This window comes from Methylobacterium sp. Leaf108, from assembly GCF_001423265.1.
In the GTDB taxonomy this organism is placed as follows: Bacteria; Pseudomonadota; Alphaproteobacteria; order Rhizobiales; family Beijerinckiaceae; genus Methylobacterium.
Genome location: NZ_LMND01000029.1, coordinates 1 through 1,412, shown reverse-complemented (window position 1 = coordinate 1,412; position 1,412 = coordinate 1). Strand labels below are relative to the sequence as shown.

Here is a 1,412-nt window from a genome sequence, read left to right as displayed (position 1 = left end):
ACCGGACATGGTGTCGGCGCCTCCCAGGCCGTCGAGGACGTTGGCGCCGCTGTTGCCGGTGAGCACGTTGGCCAGCGAGTTGCCGGTGGCGGTGAGGTTACCGGCTCCGGTCAGGGTCAGGTTCTCCAGGTGCGCCCCGGCGAGCGAGTACGACACCGAGGCGTAGACGAGGTCGGTGCCGACGGCGCCGGTGGCCTCGATGACTTTGTCGTCGAGGTTGTCGACGTAGTAGGTGTCGGACCCTGCCCCGCCGCTCATCCGGTCGGCACCGCCCAGGCCGTTGATGACGTTGTCGCCGCCGTTGCCGGAGATGACGTTGGCGAGCGAGTTGCCGAGGCCGGTCGAGGTTGTTGGCGCCGCGAGTGCCGGTGATCACGTTGGCCAGCGAGTTGCCGGTGGCGGTGAGGTTGCTGGCTCCGGTCAGGGTCAGGTTCTCCAGGTGCGACCCGCCGAGCGAGTAGGACACCGTCGCGTAGACGAGATCCGTGCCGAGGCCGGCGAACTCGATGGCGCGATCGCCGGCATCGTCGACCACGTAGAAGTCAGACCCGGCCCCGCCGGTCATCGTGTCGGCACCCAGACCGCCGTTGAGGGTGTTGTCGCCGTCATTGCCGGTGAGGATGTTGACGAACTCGTTGCCGGTGAGGGTCAACGCCGTGCCGCCGGTGGAGGCGGACAGGGCGAGGCTCTCGATCTCCTGCCCCGCCGCCAAACGGTAGCTGACGCTGGCGATCACGCTGTCGCTGCCGCCGCCGATCGCCTCGATCACCCGGTCGCCGACGTTGTCGACCAGATAGGTGTCGTTGCCGCCCTGCCCCTTGAAGGTTTCCGCGCCGGGGGTGCCGTGGAAGGTCTCGGCGGCGGCCGTGCCGGTATAGCCGTCGATGCGNCAGATAGGTGTCGTTGCCGCCCTGCCCCTTGAAGGTTTCCGCGCCGGGGGTGCCGTGGAAGGTCTCGGCGGCGGCCGTGCCGGTATAGCCGTCGATGCGCAGGGCGCCGGCGGGATTGGTGGCCGCGCCCGCGAGCGAGGCGACGTTGCCCGCCGCGTCGAGGATCGTCGCGCTCCCCAGGGTCAGCCCGGTGATCGCGAGATCGGCGCTGACCGCATCGACGACGACGGTGTGGGTGAAGACCAGGTGCGAGGCATCGGAGGCCGCGGCGTCGTAGGCCGCCACGCCGCCGTCGCTGAGCTGGAGGCGCAGGCCGCCGGCATCGGTCAGGGTGACGGGCTCGGAGAGAGCCACCGAGATGATCACGCTTTGGCCCACCGTCAGGGTGCCGGAGCCCCTGACGATCCCCGGACCGGACAGCGAGACGCCGGAGACCGTGGGCGCCTGGGTATCCACCGTCCAGAGGGTGGACTCGGGCGTGAGGTCGGCATTGCCGGCCGCATCCACCGCCCGCACGGCGAA

1 protein-coding gene is annotated in these 1,412 nt (G+C 70.1%); it reads right to left on the bottom strand.

Annotated elements, in window-relative coordinates:
* Positions 1–890: 890 nt before the first annotated feature.
* Positions 891–1,412: hypothetical protein (locus tag ASF39_RS22095; protein WP_210168673.1), on the bottom strand; the 522-nt coding region annotated here is incomplete at both ends.